This is a genomic window from Achromobacter sp. SIMBA_011, assembly GCF_046535435.1.
In the GTDB taxonomy this organism is placed as follows: Bacteria; Pseudomonadota; Gammaproteobacteria; order Burkholderiales; family Burkholderiaceae_B; genus Achromobacter; species Achromobacter dolens.
In genome coordinates, this window is record NZ_JAWRWN010000004.1 from 297,708 (window position 1) to 320,355 (window position 22,648).

At 66.6% G+C, this 22,648-nt stretch carries 23 protein-coding genes; 19 read left to right on the top strand and 4 right to left on the bottom strand.

Features of this window, described 5'->3' with window-relative positions; genetic code table 11:
* Window positions 1-64: 64 nt before the first annotated feature.
* From trpB to SB816_RS17110, 4 genes are all read left to right on the top strand, one after another.
* Window positions 65-1,264, top strand: coding sequence for a tryptophan synthase subunit beta (gene trpB, locus SB816_RS17095; RefSeq protein WP_064526737.1), 1,200 nt, complete (start codon window positions 65-67; stop codon window positions 1,262-1,264).
* Between the two features lies 1 nt (window position 1,265).
* Window positions 1,266-2,132 carry a tryptophan synthase subunit alpha gene (gene trpA, locus SB816_RS17100; protein ID WP_054501569.1) on the top strand — a complete coding sequence of 289 codons (867 nt, stop codon included), beginning with the start codon at window positions 1,266-1,268 and terminating at the stop codon, window positions 2,130-2,132.
* A 37-nt stretch (window positions 2,133-2,169) separates the two neighbouring features.
* The gene (gene accD, locus SB816_RS17105) at window positions 2,170-3,048 is read left to right on the top strand and encodes an acetyl-CoA carboxylase, carboxyltransferase subunit beta (RefSeq protein WP_049072142.1); all 879 of its coding nucleotides are present in this window, start codon (window positions 2,170-2,172) and stop codon (window positions 3,046-3,048) included.
* A gap of 272 nt (window positions 3,049-3,320) precedes the next feature.
* A complete protein-coding gene (locus tag SB816_RS17110) occupies window positions 3,321-3,869 on the top strand; it encodes an acyloxyacyl hydrolase (protein ID WP_054501568.1) in 549 nt (182 codons plus the stop codon).
* Between the two features lie 187 nt (window positions 3,870-4,056).
* Here the strand turns inward: SB816_RS17110 and SB816_RS17115 are convergent, their stop codons facing one another.
* Window positions 4,057-7,080 carry an Rne/Rng family ribonuclease gene (locus SB816_RS17115; RefSeq protein ID WP_410547317.1) on the bottom strand — a complete coding sequence of 1,008 codons (3,024 nt, stop codon included), beginning with the start codon at window positions 7,078-7,080 and terminating at the stop codon, window positions 4,057-4,059.
* Between the two features lie 508 nt (window positions 7,081-7,588).
* On the opposite strand from SB816_RS17115, the gene SB816_RS17120 reads away from it, so the two are divergent.
* From SB816_RS17120 to msrQ, 4 genes are all read left to right on the top strand, one after another.
* Entirely contained in the window at window positions 7,589-8,554 is a 966-nt protein-coding gene (locus SB816_RS17120) for an RluA family pseudouridine synthase (RefSeq protein WP_100505113.1), read from the top strand.
* Window position 8,555: 1 nt separating this feature from the next.
* Window positions 8,556-9,221 carry an HAD family hydrolase gene (locus SB816_RS17125; protein ID WP_054501566.1) on the top strand — a complete coding sequence of 222 codons (666 nt, stop codon included), beginning with the start codon at window positions 8,556-8,558 and terminating at the stop codon, window positions 9,219-9,221.
* 158 nt (window positions 9,222-9,379) lie between these two features.
* A complete protein-coding gene (gene msrP / locus SB816_RS17130; RefSeq protein WP_116793056.1) occupies window positions 9,380-10,345 on the top strand; it encodes a protein-methionine-sulfoxide reductase catalytic subunit MsrP in 966 nt (321 codons plus the stop codon).
* Window positions 10,342-10,995: a protein-methionine-sulfoxide reductase heme-binding subunit MsrQ gene (msrQ, locus tag SB816_RS17135; protein ID WP_054501564.1), complete on the top strand. Its 654-nt coding sequence runs from the start codon at window positions 10,342-10,344 to the stop codon at window positions 10,993-10,995. The genes msrP and msrQ overlap by 4 nt, the downstream gene beginning before the upstream one ends.
* An 18-nt stretch (window positions 10,996-11,013) precedes the next feature.
* On the opposite strand, the gene SB816_RS17140 is transcribed toward msrQ, so the two are convergent.
* The 3 genes from SB816_RS17140 to SB816_RS17150 are packed head-to-tail and all read right to left on the bottom strand — an operon-like array spanning window position 11,014 to window position 13,111.
* Window positions 11,014-11,799 carry an N-acetylmuramoyl-L-alanine amidase gene (locus tag SB816_RS17140; protein ID WP_054501563.1) on the bottom strand — a complete coding sequence of 262 codons (786 nt, stop codon included), beginning with the start codon at window positions 11,797-11,799 and terminating at the stop codon, window positions 11,014-11,016.
* 2 nt (window positions 11,800-11,801) lie between these two features.
* The gene (locus tag SB816_RS17145) at window positions 11,802-12,512 is read right to left on the bottom strand and encodes an SAM-dependent methyltransferase (protein WP_054501562.1); all 711 of its coding nucleotides are present in this window, start codon (window positions 12,510-12,512) and stop codon (window positions 11,802-11,804) included.
* Entirely contained in the window at window positions 12,509-13,111 is a 603-nt protein-coding gene (locus tag SB816_RS17150; RefSeq protein ID WP_343719522.1) for a Maf-like protein, read from the bottom strand. Before SB816_RS17150 ends, SB816_RS17145 begins: the two co-directional genes overlap by 4 nt.
* A gap of 146 nt (window positions 13,112-13,257) precedes the next feature.
* Between SB816_RS17150 and SB816_RS17155 the strand changes: the two genes are divergently transcribed.
* From SB816_RS17155 to SB816_RS17205, 11 genes are all read left to right on the top strand, one after another.
* Entirely contained in the window at window positions 13,258-13,935 is a 678-nt protein-coding gene (locus SB816_RS17155; RefSeq protein WP_410547318.1) for a YceD family protein, read from the top strand.
* A 52-nt stretch (window positions 13,936-13,987) separates the two neighbouring features.
* On the top strand, window positions 13,988-14,170 hold the full coding sequence (gene rpmF / locus SB816_RS17160) for a 50S ribosomal protein L32 (protein ID WP_006389284.1): 183 nt from the start codon (window positions 13,988-13,990) through the stop codon (window positions 14,168-14,170).
* Between the two features lie 59 nt (window positions 14,171-14,229).
* Window positions 14,230-15,297: a phosphate acyltransferase PlsX gene (gene plsX / locus SB816_RS17165; protein WP_054501559.1), complete on the top strand. Its 1,068-nt coding sequence runs from the start codon at window positions 14,230-14,232 to the stop codon at window positions 15,295-15,297.
* Window positions 15,297-16,283: a beta-ketoacyl-ACP synthase III gene (locus tag SB816_RS17170; RefSeq protein WP_035360074.1), complete on the top strand. Its 987-nt coding sequence runs from the start codon at window positions 15,297-15,299 to the stop codon at window positions 16,281-16,283. The genes plsX and SB816_RS17170 overlap by 1 nt, the downstream gene beginning before the upstream one ends.
* Before the next feature lie 91 nt (window positions 16,284-16,374).
* Window positions 16,375-17,310: an ACP S-malonyltransferase gene (gene fabD / locus SB816_RS17175; protein ID WP_144654963.1), complete on the top strand. Its 936-nt coding sequence runs from the start codon at window positions 16,375-16,377 to the stop codon at window positions 17,308-17,310.
* Window positions 17,311-17,314: 4 nt separating this feature from the next.
* Entirely contained in the window at window positions 17,315-18,067 is a 753-nt protein-coding gene (gene fabG, locus SB816_RS17180) for a 3-oxoacyl-ACP reductase FabG (RefSeq protein WP_054501557.1), read from the top strand.
* Between the two features lie 213 nt (window positions 18,068-18,280).
* A complete protein-coding gene (gene acpP, locus SB816_RS17185) occupies window positions 18,281-18,520 on the top strand; it encodes an acyl carrier protein (protein WP_005012191.1) in 240 nt (79 codons plus the stop codon).
* Between the two features lie 183 nt (window positions 18,521-18,703).
* On the top strand, window positions 18,704-19,933 hold the full coding sequence (gene fabF / locus SB816_RS17190) for a beta-ketoacyl-ACP synthase II (RefSeq protein WP_054501556.1): 1,230 nt from the start codon (window positions 18,704-18,706) through the stop codon (window positions 19,931-19,933).
* A 492-nt stretch (window positions 19,934-20,425) separates the two neighbouring features.
* Entirely contained in the window at window positions 20,426-21,025 is a 600-nt protein-coding gene (gene rpoE / locus SB816_RS17195; protein ID WP_054501554.1) for an RNA polymerase sigma factor RpoE, read from the top strand.
* Between the two features lie 12 nt (window positions 21,026-21,037).
* Window positions 21,038-21,547, top strand: a complete 510-nt coding sequence (locus SB816_RS17200; protein WP_054501553.1) for a sigma-E factor negative regulatory protein — start codon at window positions 21,038-21,040, stop codon at window positions 21,545-21,547.
* Complete coding sequence (locus tag SB816_RS17205; protein WP_054501552.1) at window positions 21,547-22,623, top strand: MucB/RseB C-terminal domain-containing protein; 1,077 nt, start codon at window positions 21,547-21,549, stop codon at window positions 22,621-22,623. Before SB816_RS17200 ends, SB816_RS17205 begins: the two co-directional genes overlap by 1 nt.
* The last annotated feature ends 25 nt before the right edge of the window (window positions 22,624-22,648 follow it).

A 22,648-nucleotide genomic window follows, 5' to 3' on the forward strand; every position in this document is an offset into this window, starting at 1 on the left:
TGACGGGTTGCAAACCGGATTTGCGGGCGGCAGACGCTGGCCGTGATACCGGGGGAGATGCTTGGTGAAACCTTACGATTTTCCGGATGCCCAGGGCCATTTCGGCCCTTATGGCGGTGTTTTCGTGGCAGAAACGCTGATGCACGCGCTCGACGAGCTGCGTGCCGCCTATGACCGCTACCGTGTCGATCCCGCCTTCCTGGAAGAGTTCAACTACGAACTCAAGCATTTCGTCGGCCGTCCCAGCCCGGTCTACCACGCCCGTCGCTGGTCCGACCTGGTGGGCGGCGCCCAGATCTGGTTCAAGCGCGAAGACCTGAACCACACCGGCGCGCACAAGGTCAACAACTGCATCGGCCAGGCGCTCCTGGCCAAGCGCATGGGCAAGCCGCGTGTCATCGCCGAAACCGGCGCCGGCCAGCATGGCGTGGCCACGGCCACGGTGGCGGCCCGCTACGGCATGGAATGCGTGGTCTACATGGGCAGCGAAGACGTCCGTCGCCAGGCCTCCAACGTTTACCGCATGAAGCTGCTGGGCGCCACGGTGGTGCCGGTCACGTCCGGCTCGCGCACCCTGAAGGACGCGCTCAACGAAGCCATGCGCGACTGGGTCACCAACATCGAGAACACCTTCTACATCATCGGCACGGTGGCGGGCCCCGACCCCTACCCCCGCATGGTGCGCGATTTCCAGACCGTCATCGGCAATGAATGCCTGACGCAGATGCCCGAGGCCATCGGCCGCCAGCCCGACTACGTCGTGGCCGCGGTCGGCGGCGGCTCCAACGCCATGGGCATCTTCCATCCCTACATTCCCTACGAGAACGTGCGCCTGATCGGCGTCGAAGCCGCCGGCGAAGGCATGGACAGCGGCAAGCATGCCGCGTCGCTGGCCGCCGGCCAGGTCGGCGTGCTGCACGGCAACCGCACCTACGTCATGCAGGACGCCGACGGCCAGGTCCAGGAAACGCATTCGGTCTCGGCCGGGCTGGACTACCCCGGCGTCGGTCCCGAGCATGCCTGGCTCAAGGACTCCGGACGCGCCGAATACGTCGGCATCACCGACGACGAAGCGCTGAAGGCCTTCCACGATTGCTGCCGCATCGAAGGCATCATGCCGGCGCTGGAGTCCTCGCACGCCATCGCCCAGGCCGTTAAGATGGCCGCCACGCTGCCGCGCGACGCGGTCATCCTGGTCAATCTGTCGGGCCGTGGCGACAAGGACATGCATACCGTCGCCGAACGCGCCGGTATCGAACTCTGATATGACGACAACCCGCTCCGATCGCATTGCCGCCGCCTTTGCGCGCACCGCCGAATCCGGCCGCGCCGCGGCGCTCATTCCCTACATCGCGGCCGGCGATCCGTCGCCCGCCGCCACCGTTCCCCTGATGCACGCGCTGGTCGAGGCCGGCGCCGACGTCATCGAACTGGGCGTGCCGTTCTCCGATCCCATGGCCGACGGCCCGGTGATCCAGCGCGCCGCCGAGCGCGCCATCGCGCAGGGCGTGGGCCTGGGCCGCGTGCTCGACCTTGTGGCCGAGTTCCGCCAGCGCGATACCGCCACCCCCGTGGTGCTGATGGGCTATGCCAACCCCATTGAACGCATGGGCCAGGCCGAATTCGCCCGCCGCGCCGAGGCCGCGGGCGTGGATGGCGTCCTGGTGGTCGACTATCCGCCCGAGGAAGTGGTCGAATTCGCCGGAACGCTCGGCCGCCATGGCATCGCTCCGATCTTTCTCCTGGCCCCCACCTCGACCGACGCGCGTATCCAGGCCGTGGCCGCCGTGGCGCGCGGTTACGTCTACTATGTGTCGCTCAAGGGCGTGACGGGAGCCGGTTCGCTCAACACCGACGACGTGGCCGAGCGCGTGGCGGTGATCCGCCGCCATGTGCGCGAGATCCCGGTAGGCGTGGGCTTCGGCATCCGCGACGCCGACAGCGCGCAGCGCGTGGCGCGCGTGGCGGACGCGGTCGTCATCGGCAGCAAACTGATTGAAACCATGGAGCAGGCGGTGGCAAACGCTCCCGCTGCCCAGCAAACCGACGCCGCAGTCGCCGCCGCCAGCGGCTGGCTGCGCACCATCCGGCAGGCGCTGGATCAAGTAAAACGACCGAGCGCGTCGGCCTGAGCGGCCTGGCGCGACTTCCTTACGGGATGAACAAACAATGAGCTGGATCGAAAAACTCCTGCCGCCTCGCATCAACAAAACCAGCGACAGCGGCGCCCGCCGCGTGCCCGAAGGCCTGTGGGTGAAATGCCCGTCGTGCGAAACGGTGCTGTACAGCGAAGACCTGGCGGCCAACCTGCACGTCTGCCCCAAGTGCGATCACCACATGCGCATCGGCGCCCGCGCCCGCATCGACTCGCTGCTCGACATGGAAGGCCGCGTCGAAATCGGCCAGAGCACGCGCTCGGTCGATTCGCTGAAATTCAAGGACACCCGCAAGTACCCCGAGCGCCTGGCCGAAGCCGTCAAGCAGACCGGCGAAACCGACGCGCTGGTGGTGGTCAGCGGCTCGATTCGCGGCGTGCCGGCGACGCTGGCGTGCTTTGAATTCGAGTTCATGGGCGGCTCCATGGGCTCGGTGGTCGGCGAGCGCTTCGCGCGCGGCGCCCAGGCCGCGCTCGACAACAAGACGCCCTTCATCTGCGTGGCGGCCTCGGGCGGCGCGCGCATGCAGGAAAGCCTGTTGTCGCTGATGCAGATGGCCAAGACCAACGCCATGCTGACGCGCCTGTCTGCCGCCGGCCTGCCGTTCATCAGCGTGCTGACCGATCCCACCATGGGGGGCGTGTCCGCCAGCTTCGCCTTCATGGGCGACGTGGTCATCGCCGAGCCGAAGGCCCTGATCGGCTTCGCCGGTCCGCGCGTGATCGAACAGACCGTGCGCGAGAAGCTGCCCGAAGGCTTCCAGCGCGCCGAGTTCCTGCTGCAGAAGGGCGCCATCGACATGGTCGTGGACCGCCGCCAGTTGCGAGAGGAAATCGCCCGCCTGCTGGCGCTGTTGACCAACCAGCCGGCCGACGTCGTCACCGCCGCCTGATCCCGTTTCCCCGGGCTTTCGGGCTTGGGGGGGGGGCAGATGAAAAAGCCGCCGCGCACTTGTGCCGGCGGCTTTTTCATGGCCGTTTGTTCAGCCCTCTGACAGCGTCATTTTTTGTGCGCCGGGCGGAACAATGTTTTCCATGATTTCTGTTGCCTTATTGCGACATATTGCGAGCCTTCTGGCCCGGTTTTTGCTATGTTCTGTAGTACTGGATAACACTCGTGAATTGCGCCGAGATGTCATCCCAACAAAATACGGAGTTGCTCCCAATGCAGTCGACGAAGAAGAAAATGCTTGTCCGCCTTGTCGGTTTGGCCCTCGCCGGCGCCGCGACCATCGCCAGCGCCCAGTCTTCCGAGGGTACGCAGGGCGGCGTGAGCCTGCACTATGGCGTGGGCGACCACTATCAACGCTTCACCCTGAACTACGAAACGCCGTCGGTGTGGACCTATCAGTTCGGCGGCAACTGGGGCCGCCTGGATCTGACGCCCGAACTCGGCGTGTCTTACTGGTGGGCTGACGGCGACCGCTCGCCGAGCAATGTGTGGCAATTGAACGCCATCCCGATGTTCCGCTGGTGGGCGGGTGAGCGCTTCTACCTCGAAGCCGGTATCGGCGCCACCGTGTTCTCGCGCACCCGCTTTGCCAACGAGAACATCAGCACCGCGTTCCAGTTCGGCGACCACGTCGGTCTGGGTTTCCTGCTGACGCCGAACAATCGCATCGGCGTGCGCTATTCGCACTTCTCCAACGCCAGCATCAAGCGCCCGAATCCCGGCCTGGACACGGTGCAGCTGACCTATACGTACCAGTTCTGATCGCGGCGCGATCCGGCCTGACGAAAAAACCCTCGGTGACGAGGGTTTTTTTTCGGCCATGTTCGCGCCATATCCCGGCGCCATGTTCCGCCGGTGTGTTCCGGCGCCATGCCCGGGCGGCGTGGTCGGCTGGCAAATAAAAAAGCCCCCATCATTCGATGGGGGCTTTTGCTTGCGCGGCTTGCCTTTAGTGGCGGGTTTCGACCTGAACCAGGGGTTCGTTCGAAACCGGGGCCACCGGCTTGCGTTCGCGGCCGAGGCGGACCGGCGTGTGCGCCGCGGCGATGCGCAACTGCGTCTGCGCGTGGCGCTCGGGGTCGGTTTCCACCCACTGCAGGCCGGCGGCGTTGACCACTTCGTGCAGGGCCTGGGCCTTGGCCGAAGGAGCCGTCGCCGGCACCACGATGGGCTGGGCGCTGGCCGGCGCCGCCGCCACAGGCGCGGCGGCTACCGGTGCCGGCGTGGCTTCCGGTTCGACCGGCGCGGCCGTCACGGCAGGTTCCACCACGGGTTCGACCGCGGCGGCTTCCACCGGGGTTGCGACAGGCGCGGCCGGCTCGACAGCCACCGGGGCGATCGGCTCGGGGGCCGCGGCCTGTACGGGCTGCTGGGCCTGCGGTTCGTGCGCGGCGGCGGATGCCTGTTCGACCTGGGCCGGTGCCGGCGTGATCTCAGCCTGGACGGCTTCGGCTTGCTGTGCCGGCGCCTCGGCTTGCGGGGCGGGGGCTTCGGCCGGCGCGGCGGCCACCGGGGCGGCGACTGGCGCGGGGGCGGCGGTCACGTTCTCGGCGGGCTCGCTGGCGTCTTCCTCGGCGCCGTCTTCCAGTTGCTCGTCGCTGCCTGCCACGCCTGCCTCGTCCGGGCTGCGGCGGCCACGACGACTACGGCGGCGGCGGCGCTTGCGTTCCGGGTCGGCGCCGGCTTCGGCGCCTTCGACGGCGGGCACGCCATCGGCGGTCTGCTCGACGGCTTCGGCCGCTTCGGCCTGGGCGTCGGCGGGCTGCTTGGCTTCAGGCAGCGCGGTGGCGACCGACTGGGCCAGCGCGGCGACCATGCTTTCCTGCTCGCTCATCGGCGCGTCGGCCTGGCCTTCCTCGCGGCGGTTGCGGCCACGGCCGCGACGGCGGTTGCGACCGGCGCCGGCATCATCGCCAGCGGCTTCCGGCGCGATGTCGGGGCGGTTCGAGGCTTGCGCGGCTTGCATGGCCTGATCGCGTTCGCCACGCTCGTTGCGGTTGTGACGCTCGCCGCGTTCCTGGCGTTCACCACGTTCGCCTTCGGGGCGGCGGTTGCCGCGAATGTGCGGACGGCCGCCTTCGCTGCCCTCGGCGCCTTCGGCGCGGGACTCACCGCGACGGTTGCGGTTGCGGTCGGAGCCGTGGCGTTCGCCGCGGCGTTCCTGGCCATCGTGGCCGCTGCGGCCCTTGCCGCGGGCCGGCGACGCGGCGCGCTTGGCGCTGGTCTCTTCCTGGGCGGCGGGCGCGGCCTTGGCGGGCTCGCTGTTGCCGGTCAGCCAGCCGAACAGGCGCTTGAGCAGGCTGGGGCCGCCCGATTGCGCCGGCGCGGCCGCGGGGGCGGGCGCCGGGGCAGGGGTCGACATGGGGGCCGGCTGCGAAGGCGTGATGCCCTTGACCAGCGCCTCCGGACGGGCCTTGATCTCGCTTTCGCGCGGCTGCCAGGGGGCGTCGGTGGCGGGAGCCTCGACCAGCTCGAAGCTGGTCTTCACTTCTTCCAGGCGCGGATCGTCGTGGCGCAGGCGCTCGATGTGGTGATGCGGGGTTTCCAGGTGCTTGTTGGGGATCAGCACCAGGTTGACCTTCAGGCGGGCTTCCATCTTGGTGATGTCGGCGCGCTTTTCGTTCAGCAGGTAGGTCGCCACGTCGACCGGCACCTGGGCGTGGACCGCCGCGGTGTTTTCCTTCATGGCTTCTTCCTGCAGCAGGCGCAGGACGTGCAGGGCGCTCGATTCGGCGTCGCGGATCACGCCGGTGCCGTTGCAGCGCGGGCAGGTGATGTGCGAGCCTTCGTTCAGGGCCGGACGCAGGCGCTGGCGCGACAGTTCCATCAGGCCGAAGCGCGAGATCTTGCCCATCTGGACGCGGGCGCGGTCGAAATGGAGGGCATCACGCAGGCGCTGTTCGACGGCGCGCTGGTTCTTGCTGTCTTCCATGTCGATGAAGTCGATGACGATCAGGCCGCCCAGGTCGCGCAAGCGCAGTTGGCGGGCCACTTCGTCGGCGGCTTCCGAGTTGGTCCGCAGGGCGGTTTCCTCGATGTCGGCGCCGCGGGTCGAGCGGGCCGAGTTGACGTCCACGGACACCAGCGCTTCGGTGTGGTCGATGACGATGGCGCCGCCCGAGGGCAGCGTGACCGTGCGCGAGTAGGCCGTTTCGATCTGGTGTTCGATCTGGAAGCGCGAGAACAGCGGGATGTCATCGCGGTAGCGCTTCACGCGCTGGACGTTGTCCGGCATCACCACGCTCATGAACGCGGTGGCCTGGTCGGCGATCTCGTCCGTGTCGATCAGGATCTCGCCGATCTCGGGCGAGAAGTAATCGCGGATGGCGCGGATGACCAGGCTCGATTCCAGGTAGATCAGGATGGGCGCGGAGTTGTCGCGCGCGGCGCCGTCGATGGCGGTCCAGAGCTGCAACAGGTACGACAAGTCCCATTGCAGTTCTTCGACGTTGCGGCCGATGCCGGCGGTGCGGGCGATGATGCTCATGCCCTGGGGCAGTTCGAGCTGCTCCATCGTGTCGCGCAGTTCCTGGCGGTCCTCGCCCTCGACGCGGCGCGAAACGCCACCGCCACGGGGGTTGTTGGGCATCAGGACCAGGTAGCGGCCGGCCAGCGAGATGAACGTGGTCAGGGCGGCGCCCTTGTTGCCGCGCTCTTCCTTTTCAACCTGGACGATCAGTTCCTGGCCTTCGCGCAGGGCGTCCTGGATGCGGGCGGTGCGGACGTCGACGCCTTCCTTGAAGAAGCTGCGAGCCACTTCCTTGAAGGGAAGAAAGCCGTGGCGGTCTTCGCCGTAGTTGACGAAGCAGGCTTCGAGGCCGGGTTCGATCCGGGTGATGACACCTTTGTAGATGTTGCCTTTGCGTTGTTCGCGGCCGGCAGTCTCGATGTCGAGGTCGATGAGTTTTTGCCCATCGACGATAGCGACGCGTAATTCTTCCTGGTGCGTCGCATTGAACAGCATGCGCTTCATGAGAGGGTTTCTCCGTTGTCATGACGCGCCGATATCGGCGCGTGACCTCGGGCCACTCGGGCTGCGGCTGAAGCGGGCAAGAAGATGCGGACCGTACCTGGGCGGCGCCCAGGCGTATCCGCCGCGGGTCAGGCGGGCACGTCGTGCCGTGGGGCACGGGGTTCTTTCAGCAGGAGGGTCAGCTTCACTGAATGTGGTTTGACGGAAATGTGCTGTGAACGGCAGTTGCGGCCGGATTGGTTGCCGACGCGCAGCTGGTGCTTTAAATATGCGACGATTCTTGCAGTGCTTCAAGCCGCTTGCGGCAGGCAACGGACCTGCTGGGACAGCGGGCAAAATGAATGCCACACCACTATCCGGCAGGGCGCGGTTGCGCCGGCGACCAAATGACCCAGGGGTTGAATGAGCAGGCAGTACAATGGCGGCCCACGCGCTCGACGGAGTTGCGTACTTGAGTTGCATCTCTACGCCAGCGGCTGATTCAGCCCCTTAAGGCTGTCCCGATTATATGTCGCTTTCCGCAATGCGCAAAGAAACTTCCTCCCCTATGGCCACCCCCTCCGTCCGCATGGTGGAAGTGGGCGCCGAGCATGCCGGCCAGCGCCTGGATAACTACCTGATGCGCCTGTGCAAGGGCGTCCCCAAAACCCATATCTACAAGGCCATCCGCGGCGGCGAGGTCCGGGTAAACAAGGGACGCATCTCGGTGGACTATCGGGTCGCGGAAGGCGATATGGTCCGCATTCCGCCGCTGCGCCTGCCCGACCCTGGCAAGCCCAAACCGGTGCCGGCCGCCGAATTCCCGGTGGTGTTCGAGGATGACGCGATGCTGGTGGTGGACAAGCCCGCCGGTGTGGCGGTCCACGGCGGCAGCGGCGTCTCCTTCGGCGTGATCGAGCAACTGCGCGCCGCCCGCCCCGAGGCCAAGTTCCTGGAACTGGTGCACCGGCTCGACCGCGAAACCTCCGGCCTGCTCATGGTCGCCAAGAAGCGCAGCGCGCTGCTGGCCCTGCACGCCATGCTGCGCGAGGGGCGCAGCGACAAGCACTATTACGCGCTGGTCGAGGGCGACTGGGTCAATGACCGCCAGCACATCAAGCTGTCGCTGTCCAAGTGGACCACCCAGTCGGGCGAGCGCCGCGTCAAGGTCGATCCCGACGGCCAGACCGCCCACACCATCATCACGCTCAAGCAGCGCTTCGGCCGCTACAGCCTGGTGGACGCCGAGCTGCGCACTGGGCGTACCCACCAGATCCGCGTGCACCTGGCGGCCAGCGGCTTTCCCATCGTGGGCGACGACAAGTATGGCCACGACGAGGTCCGCGCCGAGTTCTCGCGCATGGGTTTTGGTCGCATGTTCCTGCATGCCCATCAATTGACGCTGAATCACCCGTTGACGGGGGAGCCGATGACGCTGACGGCCGAACTGCCGCCCGCCTGTCGGAAAATACTGAAACAACTGGAGTCGGTCTGATATGTCGTATTCGCTGGTCGTTTTTGACTGGGATGGAACCCTCATGGATTCCACGCACAGCATCGTGGCCGCCATCCAGGGTGCCTGTCGCGACCTGGAGCTGCCGGTGCCATCGGCCTCCGACGCCAGCTGGGTCATCGGCCTGTCGCTGGAAAGCGCGCTGCGCCGCGCCGTGCCCCAATTGACCCAGGCGATGCTGCCGCGCTTCCTGGAGCGCTACCGCACCCATTACCTGCTGCGCGATCCAGAATTGCGCCTTTTCGATGGCATTCCCGAGTTGTTGACGGCGCTGGCCGAGCGCGACGTGCGCCTGGCCGTGGCCACCGGCAAGAGCCGGGTGGGCCTGACCCGCGCCCTGGCCGCGACCGGCCTGGGCCCCATGTTTGACGCCACCCGCACCGCCGACGAGACCTTCAGCAAGCCGCATCCGGCCATGCTGCACGAGCTGATGAGCGAGCTGGACGTCGATCCGGCCCGCGTGGTGATGGTGGGCGACACTTCTCACGACATGCAGATGGCGACCAATGCCGGCGTGCATGGCCTGGGCGTGACCTACGGCGCGCATACCCTGAAGGAACTTGAGGGTTGCGGTCCGCAGGCGGTGCTGGATAGCGTGCCGCTGGTGCGTGACTGGCTGCTCAGCCGGACCCTGGCGGCGGCGGCCTGACGATCGCAGGCGCGCCGGGGAACGCTGCGAGAGCGGGGCGGTCTATTGCGGATCGCCGCCGGCCACGCCGGCGGAATATCATGGGGTCGCGAAACGTCCACGGTTTGAGCGGGGCGGCAGCGACGCGACTCGCCGCGCCGGCCCCCTAGGAGATTCCCATGCTGATACGCAAGCCCCATGACATCGTTCCTTCCGACATCACGACCGAAGCGGTCTGGCGGTCGCGTCGCGACCTGATCCTGCGCGCCGGCGTGGCGGCGGCGGGGCTGGGGTTGCCGTGGGCGACGCGCAGCGCCTTCGCCCAGGGCGCCGGTGCCGGCGCCCTGGCGGGCCAGCCCAATGCGGCGTTCAGCGTCATGGACAAGCAGACGTCTTTCGCTGATATCACGTCGTACAACAACTACTATGAATTCGGGGTCGACAAGGGCGAGCCCGCGTCCAACGCCGGCAAGCTGCAGACCCGGCCCTGGACGGTCAGCGTCGAGGGCGAGGTCGGCAAGCCGCGCACCTTCGATATCGACGAACTACTCAAGCTCGCGCCGATGGAAGAGCGCGTTTATCGGCTGCGCTGCGTCGAGGGGTGGTCCATGGTGATTCCCTGGATCGGCTATTCGCTGTCGGCGCTGCTCAAACAGGTCGAGCCCACCGGCAATGCCAAGTACGTGGAATTCGTGACCGCCGTGCAGCGCGAGAACATGCCGGGCGTGCGCGCCGCCATCCTCGACTGGCCCTACATCGAGGGCCTGCGCATCGACGAGGCCATGCACCCGCTGGCCATGCTGGTGTTTGGCGTTTACGGCAAGGTGCTGCCCAACCAGAATGGTGCGCCCCTGCGGCTGGCCGTGCCCTGGAAGTACGGCTTCAAGTCGGGCAAGTCGCTGGTCAAGATCCGTCTGGTGGAAAAGCAGCCCGTCTCCTCATGGATCAAGGCCGCGCCGCAGGAATACGGCTTCTACGCCAACGTCAATCCCACCGTGCCGCATCCGCGCTGGAGCCAGGCCACCGAGCGCCGCATTGGCGAGGACGGCCTGTTCTCGCCCAAGCGCAAGACCTTGATGTTCAACGGCTATGCCGAGCAGGTTGCGTCGCTCTACCAGGGCATGGATTTGAAGGCCAACTATTGAAACCGCCCGTGGCCGAGAGTGCTGGCGCGACCCCGGCGCGCAAGCCCCAGTGGTCGGCGCGGGCTGTCGGGCGCGTCAAGCCCTGGCTGTTCCTGTTGGGCCTGGCGCCGTTCGCGCGCTGGCTCTGGTTGGGCTTCACCAATGGGCTGACCGCCAATCCCGTGGAATTCCTGACACGCTCGTCGGGCACCTGGACGCTGGTGTGCCTGCTCGTGACGCTGGCGATCACGCCGCTACGGCGCCTGACCGGGCAGCCGGCGCTGGTGCGCCTGCGCCGCATGTGTGGCCTGTTCGCGTTCTTCTATGGCGCCATGCATTTCATGGCCTGGGTCTGGTGGGACCGCGGCTTCGATCCGGCCGCCATGTTGCAGGACATCGGCGAGCGGCCCTTCATTACCGTGGGATTCGCCGCGTTCGTGCTGATGGCGGCGTTGGCAGCCACTTCCACCCAGTGGGCCATGCGCAAGATGGGCAGGCGCTGGCAGCAACTGCACCGCGCCATCTACCTGATCGGCCTGCTGGCGGTGCTGCATTACTGGTGGCACAAGGCCGGCAAGAACGACCTGTCAGAGCCGATCCTGTATGCCTCGGTGCTGGCGCTGCTGCTGGGCTGGCGGCTGGCCGCCTGGTGGCGCCGTCGCGGGGCCTGAGCGGCATGCGCCATCCGGTTACAGCATGGCCAGCATGATCGCCGCGGTCTCGGCGTCGGGCTGGCCGTCGTGGCGGGCAGGGCGGTAGTGCATCTGGAACGCTGCCAGCACGTTGATGGTGGCGCGGTCCAATGTGCCGCTCTGTGGCGTGGTGTAGCCCAGCCGCTGCAGTTGCTGCTGAAACCAGGCGACGTCGGGTGTGCCCTGGGCCTGCAGGCGCGCCAGGTGTGCGGCGGCGCCGGCTTCGTCATACCAGCGGCCGATGCCGGCTGCGGCCAGTTGCTTCCAGGGGAATAGCGGGCCGGGGTCGACCTTGCGCTGGGGCGCGATGTCGCTGTGGCCCACCACGTTCTCGGGCGCGATGCCGTGGCGCTGGATGATGTCGCGCAGCAAGAGGGTCAGGGCGCGGATCTGCCGGTCGCCGTACGCATGCCACTGCGGCTTGCCGTCGGTGCCGTCGGTCCAGCCCGGGTTGACAATTTCGATGCCGATCGACGTGCTGTTCATGGCATTCAGGCCATACCATGCGCTTTCGCCGGCGTGCCAGGCGGCGCGGGTCTCGTCGACCAGCCTGTGGGCGCGGCCGGAGGTTTCGATCAGGTAGTGGGCGCTGACCTTGCCCTGCGACAGCAGCTTCATCGATACGGCGTCGTCGGTGGAGGTGTAGTGCACCACGACGAAACGCACCCGGCTGCTCTGGCTGACCGCGGTAACGGAGGTGTCCAGGTTCAGGCCGGCGGGGCCGCGCTGGGCGCAACCGGCCAGGGCCGCGAGGGCCAGGCATACTGCGGCAAATCGGATCATCGTCAGCGGGCCAGGTACAGGAACAGGGTGGGCATCTTGTCCAGCGATGGGGCGGGCTGTTTTTTCCAGTCGGCGATGGTGCGCGTGGCGATCCATTCGTCCGCGGTGGTCAGCGCGCGGGCCACGCACAGCTTGGTGTCGCCCTTCAGGCTGGCCAGCAGCGTTGCGAACATGGCGGCGTTGCGGTAGGGGGTCTCGATCAGCAATTGCGTCTGGTTGTGTCGGGCCGAGTGCTGTTCCCAGGCCTTGAGCTGCCTGGCGCGTTCGCCGGCGTCCACGGGCGCGTAGCCGTGGAAGGCGAAGCGCTGGCCGTCCAGGCCGCTGGCCATCAGGCCCAGCAGGATGGAGGAGGGGCCGACCCAGGGCTTGACGACGATGCCCAGCCGATGGGCGGCGTCCACCACCTTGGCGCCAGGGTCGGCAACCGCGGGGCAGCCGGCTTCGGACACCAGGCCGATGTCGGCGCCGCGGCGCACCGGCTCGAGCCAGGCGCCGATCTCGGCCGCGTCCGTCCTGTCGCTGAGCGTGTGGATGGTGATTTCCTGCAACGGCCGGGTGGTGCCCACCAGCTTGAGGAAGGCGCGCGCCGTTTTGGCGTTCTCGGCGATGTAGGTGTCCAGGCTGCCGGCCCGGGCGCGCGCATCGGCGGGCAGCCAGCTTTCCGGGGCGGCCTCGCCCAGGCCCACCGGGATCAGGTGCAGCGAGCCGCTCATTCGGGCGCTCCCGGCGCCGCCAGCGCGTCGAGCCCGAACTCGGCCAGCATGGTGGTCAAGGTGATCAGCGGCAGGCCGATGATGGCGGTGGGATCGTCGCTCTGGATGCTTTCCATGAGGGCGATGCCCAGGCTTTCCGCCTTGGCGCTGCCTGCGGTATCGTAGGGTTCCTCGGCGCGTAGGTAGGCGTCGATGGCCTGGTCGCTCAGGCGCCGGAATTTGCACCGCGTCACGATATCGGCTTTTTCCACGCGATGACCGTCAGTCACTGCCAACGCGCTGTGAAATTCCACGATCTGCCCGGAAAGTGCGCGCAATTGCGCCTGGGCGCGCGTAAAATCGCCCGGCTTGCCAATGGGTTGGCCGTCTACCGTGGCCACCTGATCCGATCCGATGACGACGCTGCCGGGATGCCCGCCGGCCACCGCCATGGCCTTGGCCACCGACAGGCGCAGCGCCAGCGCTTCGGGTGATTCGCCTGGCTGTGGCGTTTCGTCCACATCGGGCGAAATGGCGGTGAAGGGCAGGCGCAGGCGGGTGAGCAGTTCTTTGCGGTAGCGCGAGCTGGAGGCGAGGATCAGGCTGGGTTGTGAGGGCATTCGATATTTGACGCTGGGACGTAAGTCACAGTATTATCTAACGTTTTGCGGCATTTTTGCAGGGCAGCATGACTTTTGGGCGGGGCGCAACCCCCACTCATGGGCGGGGCGCAACCCCGCGTCAGTCATCGGTTTTGCGCCCTGGGATGGTCGCGAATGCACGGGATGTGCGGGTTGTGCGCGATGCGCATTTCCGGCGGCCTCGTGCGAAAGGACAGAACATCAAGCCCATCGACGCATTCGCATTCGCCCATTCGGGCAAGGAAGCGCAAGGCACCATACCTCTTGTGCGGTTGACGCGCGCGGTTGACGGGCTTCCCGAGCAACCGGCGGGTGAGGCCGGCCTCGTGACGTGGTCCGTGCGTGGCGAGATGGGCAAGACCGGGCTGCTGCAAGGTCAGCCGCTCCTGCACATTCATGTGCAGGCGAATCCGGTCGTGGTGTGTCAGCGGTGCAATGAGCCGTTCGCCTATCCGGTGGACAGCGAGGTCCTGCTGCAACTGGTCAAGTCCGAAGCCGACCTCGACGACGGCTTTACCTCCGGCGATCACGCCGCGGGTTTCGACGACGAGGATGAGGACGGCGAGGAAGCAGGAAACGCAGGAAAAGGTTTTGTGTCCAACCAGCCTGAAAAGGTGGTGGGTTCGCATCATTTCGATCTGTTGGCCCAGATCGAAGATGAGCTCATTCTGAGCGTTCCGTATGTGCCCAAGCATGATGTATGCCCGGGCGCGCAGGCCAAGGACAGCGAAGCTCCCCAAGAGCCCGTTGTCAAGCGTCCGTCGCCGTTTGCGGTGCTGGAACAACTGAAGCACAAAGATTGAGATCAACATCGGGCCGCATCGCGTACAATGCGCCCCGTTTCTAGGAGTCATCATGGCTGTTCAACAAAACAAGAAGTCCCCGTCCAAGCGCGGTATGCACCGCTCGCACGATTTTCTGGTGAATCCGTCGACGGCTATCGAACCGACCACGGGCGAAACGCACCTGCGTCACCACATCAGCCCCAACGGCTTCTACCGTGGCCGCAAGGTCCTGAAGACCAAGGCCGACGAATAAGGCCCCCGGGCCGAACTCGTACTCGGACCAATTCGGCTGAGCGCTGATACCTGGCACCCGTGATACGCATCGCCATAGACTGTATGGGCGGAGACTTCGGTCTGCCCGTCACGATTCCGGCTGCGATCGAGTTCGCCCGGCAATTCCCGGATACCCGGCTATTGCTGGTCGGGCTTCCCGACGCCATCGAAGCGGCGCTCTCCGAGCACCGCGGCGTCGAGCGTGATCGTTTCGAGATCGTGGCGGCTTCCGAAGTCGTCACCATGGACGACCCGGTCGAGGTCGCCCTGCGCCGCAAAAAAGATTCCTCCATGCGCCTGGCCGCCCAGTCCGTCAAGGACGGGAACGCCGACGCCTGCATTTCCGCGGGCAACACCGGCGCGTGGATGGCCATTTCACGCTATGTGCTCAAGACGCTGGACGGCATCGACCGGCCCGCGATCGCCACGTCCATTCCGAACCAGACGGGCCGCGCCACCACGGTGCTGGACCTTGGCGCGAATGTGGACTGCACGGCCGAACACCTGCTGCAATTCGCCATCATGGGCGCCGCGCTATCGCAGGCGGTGGACCATCGCGACAACCCCACCGTGGGTTTGCTCAACATCGGCGAAGAGGTCATCAAGGGCAACGAGGTCGTCAAGGAAGCCGCCGAGCTGCTGCGCGCCAGTCCCCTGAACTTCTACGGCAACGTGGAAGGCAATGACATTTTCAAGGGCACGGTCGACGTCGTCGTCTGCGATGGCTTCGTCGGCAATGTCGTGCTCAAGTCCGTGGAAGGCCTGGCCAAAATGCTGTCCAGCGTCATTCGCGAAGAGTTCAAACGCAACCTGATCACGCTGCTGGCCGGCGCCGTGGCCAAGCCGGTGCTGAACCGCTTGCGCAACCGCGTCGACAATCGCCGTTACAACGGCGCGGCGTTGCTGGGGCTGCGTGGCGTGGTCATCAAGAGCCACGGCTCGGCTGATGTCTACGCCTTCGGTTTCGCGCTGCAACGGGCGCGCGAAGCCGTCGTGAGTAAACTGCTGGAGCGCACCGCGCAGACGGTCGCGCAGCTCAACCAGCGCGTCCAGTCTGCCTCGAGTGCTCCGGCGCTCGAGCCGGGCGCGGCTGGAGACACCGCTTGATGGATACCGCAATGAAATATTCCGTGATCGCGGGCACCGGCAGCTTCCTGCCGGAACGCGTGGTTTCGAATGACGCCCTGGCTGCGGAACTGGCGACGCGCGATATCGCCACCTCCGACGAGTGGATCGTCGAGCGCACGGGCATCCGCCAGCGCCACCTGGCCGAGCGTGGCGTCACCACCAGCCAGTTGGCGACCGAGGCCTCGCGCCGCGCGCTGGCCGACGCGGGTGTGGACGCCTCCGAGGTCGATCTGATCGTGCTGGCCACCTCCACGCCCGATTTCGTGTTTCCCAGCACCGCCTGCCTGGTGCAGGCCAACTTGGGCGCCAAGGGCTCGGCGGCCTTCGACGTGCAGGCCGTGTGCAGCGGCTTCGTCTATGCCCTGACCACCGCCGACAGCTTCATCCGTGCCGGCCGCGCGCGTTGCGCCCTGGTGATCGGCGCCGAAGTGTTCTCGCGCATTCTCGACTGGAACGACCGCAGCACTTGCGTGCTGTTCGGCGACGGCGCGGGCGCCGTGGTGCTCAAGGCTTCCGACAAGCCTGGCATCCTGGCCGCCCAGTTGCATGCCGATGGCAGCCAGATGAAGATCCTCAGCGCCGCGGGCAACGTGGCTTATGGCGACGTCACCGGCGATCCGTTCCTGCGCATGGACGGCCAGGCCGTGTTCAAGCAGGCCGTCACGGTGCTGGACCGCTCCGCCCGCGACACCTGCGCCGAAGCCGGCGTCGACATCAGCGAAGTCGATTGGCTGGTGCCGCACCAGGCCAACGTCCGCATCCTCAATTTCCTGGCGCGCAAGCTTGCCGTGCCGGTCGAGAAGGTTGTCATCACCGTCGACAGCCATGCCAATACTTCCGCTGCCAGCGTGCCGTTGGCGCTTGACGCCGCGCGCCGCGATGGCCGCGTCAAGCCGGGCCAGCTCGTGCTGATGCAGGGCGTCGGCGGCGGATTCACCTGGGGTTCGGTACTGGCCCGCATGTAAGGGCGTGTCCGGCCGGGACGCGGACTGCCGCGCCCGCCCGGATGTCGCGCCCGACATTCCACAGACTCTGAATCACTCCACACGGTCGAACATGAAAATCGCTTTTGTCTTTCCTGGCCAGGGTTCGCAGGCAGTCGGCATGCTGGATGCCTGGGCCGATGTCGCTGCCGTGACCGATACCGTGGCGCGCGCCTCGCAGGCGCTGGGCCAGGACCTGGGCGCACTGATCGCGCAGGGTCCCATCGAGCAGCTCAGCCTGACCACCAATACCCAACCCGCCATGCTGACGGCCGGTGTCGCGTTCTTCGCGGCCTGGCGCGCGGCGGGTGGCCGCAATCCCGACGTTGTCGCCGGCCATAGCCTGGGCGAATACGCCGCGCTGACCGCCGCTGGCTCGCTGGCCCTGGAAGATGCCGTGCGCCTGGTGCGCGTGCGCGCCGACGCCATGCAGGCCGCGGTGCCCGTCGGCACCGGCGCCATGGCTGCCATTCTCGGCCTGGACGATGATGCCGTGCGCGCCGCTTGCGCCGCGGCGGCCCAGGGCGAGGTGGTCGAGGCCGTCAACTTCAACGCGCCGGCGCAGGTCGTGATCGCCGGCCACAAGGGCGCGGTCGAGCGCGCCTGCGAGCAGGCCAAAGCCGCGGGCGCCAAGCGCGCGCTGCTGCTGCCGGTGTCCGCGCCGTTCCATTCCAGCCTGCTCAAACCTGCCGCCGATGTGCTGGCGGACGCGCTGGCTGCGGTCAACGTGGCGGCGCCGCAGATCCCGGTCATCAACAACGTCGATGTCGCCTCGCCGACGGAACCCGGGGCAATCCGGGATGCGCTGGTGCGCCAGGCATGGCATCCTGTGCGTTGGGTGGAAACACTGCGCGCCATGAAGGCGCAGGGCGTGACCCACGTCATCGAGTGCGGTCCCGGCAAGGTGCTGGCCGGCCTGACCAAACGCATCGACCCCGAGCTCACCGGCCTGGCCATCACGGATCCGGCCTCGCTTGAGGCCGCGCTGGCCGCGGTCAACGGAAATTAAGACCATGGAAAACACTTCGATCGAACTGCAGGGCAAGATCGCCCTGGTCACCGGCGCGACGCGCGGCATCGGCCGCGCCATCGCCCAGGAGCTGGCCGCCCGTGGCGCCGTGGTCGTCGGCACTGCCACTTCCGAATCCGGCGCTGCCGCCATCACCGAGGCGCTGGCGCCGTTCGGCGGCCGTGGCGTGGTGCTGGACGTGACCAACGCCGAAGCCTGCGACGCGCTCATCGACGCGCTTGGCAAGGAAGGCGGCGGTCCGCACATCCTCGTCAATAACGCCGGCATCACCCGCGATACGCTGGCAATGCGCATGAAAGACGACGATTGGTCCGCGGTCATCGATACCAACCTGGCGTCGGTCTTTCGCCTGTCGCGCGCTGTGCTGCGCAATATGATGAAGGCCCGTTGGGGACGCATTATCAATGTCACCTCCGTGGTGGGCTCGAGCGGCAATGCCGGCCAGGCCAACTACGCTGCCGCCAAGGCCGGCGTCGCCGGCATGTCGCGCGCGCTGGCGCGCGAGCTGGGCAGCCGCAACATCACCGTCAATTGCGTGGCCCCGGGTTTCATCGACACCGACATGACGCGCGCCCTGGGCGAGAGCCAGACCGCGGCGCTGCTGCAGCAGATTCCGCTGGGCCGACTGGGGTCGCCGACGGATATCGCCCATGCGGTGGCCTTTTTGTCCGGGCCGCAGGCGGGTTACATTACCGGCACCACCCTGCACGTCAACGGCGGGATGTACATGCAATAAGTCACGAAACGCGCGGGCGGCCCAGGCCGCCGCGTCAGTGCCGGGGAACCGGTACGGCAACGCGCGGTTCATCCGGAAACGCCGCACACCGGTTTTCCTGCGCCCGGCGGGCGACAGATCAACGTGCGCGGTGTTATTTTTGTCACGGCCTGGCGTTTGCAGTACTCTGCGCTTGGCTATAATTCGCGGGATTTTTCCCATTTGGAGATCTGCATGGAAAGCATCGAACAGCGCGTCAAGAAGATCGTCGCTGAACAACTTGGCGTGAACGAAGCCGAGATCAAGAACGAATCCTCCTTCCTTGACGACCTCGGTGCCGATTCGCTCGACATGGTCGAACTGGTCATGGCGCTCGAAGACGAATTCGAGACCGAGATCCCCGACGAAGAGGCCGAAAAGATCACGACCGTGCAACAAGCGATTGATTACATCAATTCGAACGGTAAGCAGTAAGCTCAGCCTATATCCTTCCGGTTGCCCCACGTCCGGGGCCGGCCGGGAACCGGGGCGGTTTCAGGAATTTGCCGTGTGGTCCACGCGCGGGAAGGGCATTGACGCCCGACCCGCTATTGCGTGTGCCGCACGCGCAGTGCATCCCGAAAACCGCCTTTCTTTTGTCTGTTTGAGGAGTCATCCGTGAAGCGACGTGTCGTCATCACTGGCCTTGGTATCGTTTCGCCTGTTGGCAACGACCTGACCACCGCTTGGGACAATATCGTCAACGGACGTTCTGGCATCAGCCGCATCACCCGTTTCGATCCCTCGGCCATCACCACGCACATTGCCGGCGAAGTCAAGGACTTCGACGTCAGCACCTATATCTCGAGCAAAGAAGCCCGTCAGATGGATACCTTCATCCATTACGGCGTGGCCGCCGGGATGCAGGCCTGGCGCGACAGCGGCCTGGAAGTCACCGAAGCCAACGCCGAACGTATCGGCGTGATCGTCGGCTCGGGCATCGGCGGTCTGCCGCGCATCGAGGAAACCCAGGTCGAATACATGGCCAAGGGTCCGCGCCGGATCTCGCCGTTCTTCGTGCCGGGTTCGCTGATCAACCTGATCTCCGGCCATCTGTCCATCGCCTTCGGCATGAAGGGCCCCAGCTACGCCGTCGTGTCCGCCTGCACCACGGGCCTGCACAGCATCGGCGACGCGGCCCGCCTGATCGAGTACGGCGATGCCGACGTCATGCTGGCCGGCGGCGCCGAGTCGACCGTGTCGCCGCTGGGCATTGGCGGCTTTGCCGCGATGCGCGCGCTGTCGACCCGCAACGATGATCCTCAGACGGCTTCGCGTCCCTGGGATCGCGACCGCGACGGCTTCGTGCTGGGCGAGGGCGCCGGCGTGCTGGTGCTGGAAGAATACGAACACGCCAAGAAGCGCGGCGCGCGCATCTATGGCGAGTTCGCCGGCTACGGCATGAGCTCGGACGCGCATCACATCACGGCTCCCGACAAGGACGGCCCGCGCCGCGGCATTCTCAACGCGCTGCGCAACGGCGGCCTGAATCTGGAAGACGTCCAGTACGTCAACGCGCACGGCACCTCGACGCCCCTGGGCGACAAGAACGAGAGCGACGCGTTGAAGCTGGCGTTCGGCGACCACGCCAAGAAGCTGGTGGTGAACTCGACCAAGTCCATGACCGGCCACCTGCTGGGCGCGGCCGGCGGCATCGAGGCGGTGTTTACGACCCTGGCGGTCTACAACCAGGTCTCGCCCCCGACCATCAACATCTTCAACCAGGATCCCGAATGCGACCTGGACTACTGCGCCAACGAGGCGCGGCAGATGAAGATCGACGTCGGCCTGTCCAACTCGTTCGGCTTCGGCGGCACCAACGGCTCGATGGCCGTTCGCCGGGTCTGATTTGGAAGGCCCGGGCCAGGGGCGCTGGACTTATCGCGTGCCCGTCCTGCGGCCACGCGGCGTCTTGGCGCTGCCGGGTCTGGGGCTGGTGGCCGCGGCTGCCAGTCTCGTCGCCGCCGCCTCGTGGCACGGCAACGCCTGGACGGCCGCCGCCGTGTTGATGTCATTGGCGCTGGCGGCAGGGCTGTTACACTCGAGCCGTCGGAGCCTGTCCCCGGTATCGGCCCTGCGTACCGCGGCCGGTGGCGGCCGCTGGCAGGTGCGCCTGCCGGGCGGCTGGCGGGATGCGGTGCTGGTACAACAGCGCCGCGGACCTGCTTGGCTTTCGCTCACCCTGCAGCCTTTGCCCCCCGGGAGTATGGCCTTTAACGACCAAAATGTAACTTTCACCGTCTGGCAACCGACGTTGCGACCCGACGACTGGCGGCGGCTGTGCCTGCTGGCCGGCGCGGCGCGGCAGACGTCCCGGACGGTCCGCCTGGGGGAGGCTACATGAGCGAGCGCGAAGTCGACGCCGAGCTTGTCGCGCGCGTCCAGCGGGGCGACAAGAAGGCCTTCGACCTGCTGGTGCTCAAGTACCAGCGCAAGATTCTCCGTCTGCTGGCCCGCATGATCCGCGACCCCGCCGAGATCGAGGATGTGGCCCAGGAAGCGTTCATCAAGGCCTACCGGGCCTTGCCCCAATTCCGGGGCGAGAGCGCGTTCTACACCTGGTTGTATCGTATCGCCATCAATACGGCCCGAAATTGGCTCGCCTCCCAGGGCAGGCGGCCGAGCGCGCCCAATGCGATAGAAACGGAAGACGGTGAAACTTTTAACGAAACCGACAACCTAACCGATATAAGCACGCCGGAGTCGATGGTTGCCAGCCGCGAGATCGCCGAGACGGTGAACGCGGCTATCGAGGAGTTGCCCGAGGAATTGCGCACCGCAATCGTCCTGCGTGAAATCGAAGGTATGAGTTACGAAGACATCGCCCAGAGCATGGACTGCCCCATTGGTACGGTGCGCTCCCGCATATTCCGTGCGCGGGAAGCCATTGCGACCAAGTTGCGTCCCTTGCTTGGCACCGATGTCGAGCGTCGCTGGTAAGGAGTGGCAGTCATGCAGACTACAGCAGCCAAGTCCGTCGTTTCTTCGGATGCCGCCTGGGAGGAATCCGTTTCCGCCTGGATGGACGGTGAAGAAACCGACGATATTCTCCCCGGCCTGTTGACCCGCGAAGGGCGACAGACCTGGGATACCTATCATCTGATCGGTGATGCCCTGCGCAACAGCGACCTGGCGCTGACGCCCAGCGCGAACTTCCACGCCCGCCTGTCGCGGGCGCTGGATGCCGAACTGCCGATCGTGGCGGCGCCTCGTCGCCGCTCGCCGCTGCGCATGGGGCTGTCGGGCCTGGCGGTGGCGGCCGCGGTTGCCACGGTGGCCTGGGTCGCCCAGCCCTACCTGGCGGGCGGTTCCTCCGGCACCGAGACGCGCGTGCTGGCCGACGCCAGCGTCAGCGGCAGCGCCGATACGTCGGGCCTGAGCGACTACCTGGAGGCCCATCGCCAGATGGCCGGCCCCAGCGCGGTGCGTCAGGTGTCGTTCGACGTCGGGGCGGGGCGCTGATGGCCCTGGTGCTTCCGACCCGTTGGCCGGCGCTGGGACGGGCTGCCTCGTGGCAGGCCCACCGCGCCGGCTGGTTCGCCGCTACGCTCCTGACCGCATTCCTGGCCGCGCATGACCCCGCGCGCGCCGCCGACACCGCGCCCGCCCCGCAGGGCGATGACGTGGTCCAGTTGCTCTCCCGCATCCAGCAGGCCGCGCGCAAGCAGGACTACGCCGGCGTGTTCATGTATCAGCAGGGCGAGATGATCCAGTCCTCGCGCCTGGTGCACGTCCTGGACGGCACCGGCGAGCGTGAGCGTCTCGAGATCCTGGACGGGCAGCCGCGCGAATACTTGCGGCACAACGAAGATGTGCAGTGCCTGATCCCCGAGCGCAAGACGGTTTTGATCGAGCGTCGCCGCGGCGATCGCTTTCCCGGCCTGTTGCTGGGCGATCCGGCCAACCTGACCGACCACTACAAGATCCGCACCGAATCGGCGCTGCATCGCGTCGCCGGGCGCGAATGCCGCCTGATCACTATCGAGCCGCTGGACAAGTTGCGCTATGGCTATCGCCTCTGTGCCGACGTCGAGACCAATCTGCTGTTGAAGGCCCAGACCCTCAACGCCGCCCGCGGCGTGGTCGAGCAGGTGTCGTTCACTTCGCTGCGCCTGGGCGCCGAGGTCGATCCCAAATCGCTGTCGTCGCGCTGGAACACGCGCGACTGGAAGGTGCTCGAGCCCTCCATGAAGACGGTCGACCTGGGCGCCCTGGGATGGCGCATTCCGGCGCCCAAGGGGTTCACGGTCGTCATGCAGGTGGCGCGCTCGATGGGGCGCGGCGCGACGGTCAATCAGATGGTGCTGTCCGATGGCCTGGCGGCCATCTCGGTGTTCATCGAACCCTACGACAGCCAGCGCGGCCATCATCCGCCCCCTGGCGCGGCGCAGCGTGGATCGATTACCGTCTATGGCACGCGCATTGCCGATTACTGGTTGACGGCCGTGGGCGAAGTGCCCGTGGCGACGCTGGAACAATTGGCGCAAGCGACAGAATACGTACCCGTGGCGAACGCTCCGGCGGCCGGCTCCAAGTAATGAGCGGCCTCTGCGGCAAGAAGTG

Excerpts from the sequence above, each read along its gene's own strand:
- SB816_RS17155 (WP_410547318.1), top strand. The coding sequence starts at position 13,258 with ATGGTCGCGAATGCACGGGATGTGCGGGTTGTGCGCGATGCGCATTTC.
- SB816_RS17205 (WP_054501552.1), top strand. The coding sequence starts at position 21,547 with ATGGCCCTGGTGCTTCCGACCCGTTGGCCGGCGCTGGGACGGGCTGCC.
- SB816_RS17125 (WP_054501566.1), top strand. The coding sequence starts at position 8,556 with ATGTCGTATTCGCTGGTCGTTTTTGACTGGGATGGAACCCTCATGGAT.
- SB816_RS17140 (WP_054501563.1), bottom strand. The coding sequence starts at position 11,799 with ATGATCCGATTTGCCGCAGTATGCCTGGCCCTCGCGGCCCTGGCCGGT.
- accD (WP_049072142.1), top strand. The coding sequence starts at position 2,170 with ATGAGCTGGATCGAAAAACTCCTGCCGCCTCGCATCAACAAAACCAGC.
- msrP (WP_116793056.1), top strand. The coding sequence starts at position 9,380 with ATGCTGATACGCAAGCCCCATGACATCGTTCCTTCCGACATCACGACC.
- rpoE (WP_054501554.1), top strand. The coding sequence starts at position 20,426 with ATGAGCGAGCGCGAAGTCGACGCCGAGCTTGTCGCGCGCGTCCAGCGG.
- SB816_RS17200 (WP_054501553.1), top strand. The coding sequence starts at position 21,038 with ATGCAGACTACAGCAGCCAAGTCCGTCGTTTCTTCGGATGCCGCCTGG.
- trpA (WP_054501569.1), top strand. The coding sequence starts at position 1,266 with ATGACGACAACCCGCTCCGATCGCATTGCCGCCGCCTTTGCGCGCACC.
- SB816_RS17150 (WP_343719522.1), bottom strand. The coding sequence starts at position 13,111 with ATGCCCTCACAACCCAGCCTGATCCTCGCCTCCAGCTCGCGCTACCGC.
- SB816_RS17110 (WP_054501568.1), top strand. The coding sequence starts at position 3,321 with ATGCAGTCGACGAAGAAGAAAATGCTTGTCCGCCTTGTCGGTTTGGCC.
- SB816_RS17115 (WP_410547317.1), bottom strand. The coding sequence starts at position 7,080 with ATGAAGCGCATGCTGTTCAATGCGACGCACCAGGAAGAATTACGCGTC.
- rpmF (WP_006389284.1), top strand. The coding sequence starts at position 13,988 with ATGGCTGTTCAACAAAACAAGAAGTCCCCGTCCAAGCGCGGTATGCAC.
- acpP (WP_005012191.1), top strand. The coding sequence starts at position 18,281 with ATGGAAAGCATCGAACAGCGCGTCAAGAAGATCGTCGCTGAACAACTT.
- SB816_RS17170 (WP_035360074.1), top strand. The coding sequence starts at position 15,297 with ATGGATACCGCAATGAAATATTCCGTGATCGCGGGCACCGGCAGCTTC.
- fabD (WP_144654963.1), top strand. The coding sequence starts at position 16,375 with ATGAAAATCGCTTTTGTCTTTCCTGGCCAGGGTTCGCAGGCAGTCGGC.
- SB816_RS17120 (WP_100505113.1), top strand. The coding sequence starts at position 7,589 with ATGTCGCTTTCCGCAATGCGCAAAGAAACTTCCTCCCCTATGGCCACC.
- SB816_RS17145 (WP_054501562.1), bottom strand. The coding sequence starts at position 12,512 with ATGAGCGGCTCGCTGCACCTGATCCCGGTGGGCCTGGGCGAGGCCGCC.
- fabG (WP_054501557.1), top strand. The coding sequence starts at position 17,315 with ATGGAAAACACTTCGATCGAACTGCAGGGCAAGATCGCCCTGGTCACC.